The organism is Comamonas sp. GCA5 (assembly GCF_036541385.1).
GTDB classification, from domain to species: Bacteria; Pseudomonadota; Gammaproteobacteria; order Burkholderiales; family Burkholderiaceae_C; genus Comamonas; species Comamonas aquatica.
In genome coordinates this window covers 1-1,272 of sequence record NZ_JAZHFR010000184.1, presented here as the reverse complement: position 1 = coordinate 1,272, position 1,272 = coordinate 1, and the positions used below count along the sequence as shown (strand labels likewise).

At 70.8% G+C, this 1,272-nt stretch carries 1 protein-coding gene; it reads right to left on the bottom strand.

Annotation, left to right across the window (positions count from 1 at the left end):
- A partial coding sequence (locus SJH88_RS19115; RefSeq protein WP_274755389.1) for a methyl-accepting chemotaxis protein occupies window positions 1–1,272 on the bottom strand: 1,272 nt, incomplete at both ends.

Here is a 1,272-nt window from a genome sequence, read left to right as displayed (position 1 = left end):
ACCCGGGGCAGGGGGGGCGGCGTGCAGGCCCAGGCTGTGCGGCCCCGTGGCGGTCTGCGGGGCCCTTGCAGCCAGTGCAGCCGCCAGCGTTTGCGGCACGGCCTGGCCGGCCGTGTGCGGATGCACCTTGAAGCGCTGCACCAGGGTGCGCAACTGCTCGGACTGTTCGCGCAGGCTGTGCGCGGCGGCGGCACTTTCTTCGACCAGGGCGGCATTCTGCTGGGTCATCTGGTCCAGTGCGCCGACGGCCTCGTTCACCTGGGCCACACCATCGCGCTGCTCGGCCGCATTGGTGTTGATGGTCTGCATGACCTGGGTGACGCGCTGGATGGACTGCACCACCTCGTCCATGGTGCTGCCCGCGTCCTGCACCAGGCGCGCACCGTCGGCCATGCGGCTGACGGAGTCCTGGATCAGCAGCTTGATTTCCTTGGCGGCCTGGGCGCTGCGCTGGGCCAGGGTGCGGACTTCGCTAGCCACCACGGCAAAGCCGCGGCCCTGCTCGCCGGCGCGCGCGGCTTCCACTGCCGCATTCAGCGCCAGGATGTTGGTCTGAAAGGCAATGCCATCGATCACGCCGATGATGTCGGCAATCTGCTGGCTGCGGCTGTGGATGTCGGTCATGGTGGTCACCACCTCGCTGACCACGGCCCCGCCGCGCTGCGCCACGCCCGAAGCCTGGTGGGCCAGTCCGGCAGCCTGCTGCGCGCTGGCGGCCGTGGCCTGCAGGGTCTGGGTGAGCTGCATCATGGCGGCAGCGGCCTGCTGCAGGTGGCTGGCCGTGACCTCGGTGCGCTGCGACAGGTCCTGGTTGCCCGAGGCGATTTCGCCGCTGGCCACCGTGATGGCATCGCCGCTGTCGCGCACGTCGTCAATCATCGCCGAGAGGCTGTGGCTCATGCGCTCCAGGGATTGCAGCAGCTGTCCGAATTCATCGTGGCGCGGCTGGTCGAAGCGGGTGCGCAGGTCGCCGGCGGCAATCTGCTCGGCCACCTGGTTGGCGGCGCGCAGGGCGCGGCGGATGCTGCCAATCAGCAGGTAGGCGCCCACGGCCACGCCCAGCAGCAGGAACGCCATGTTCAGCGCGGCCGCCTTGACCACGCCCTGGCGGGCGGCACCCATGTCGGCGCGCATCTCGGCCAGGCGCTGGGCCTGCTGGTGCACATAGGCCGCCAGCGCCTGGGCGTAGGCATCGGCCGCCTGGCGGTAGCTGCTGCGCGTGGCCTGGCGTGCTGCCTCCAGCTGGCCGCTGGCCTGCAGCTGCCGCGCCTG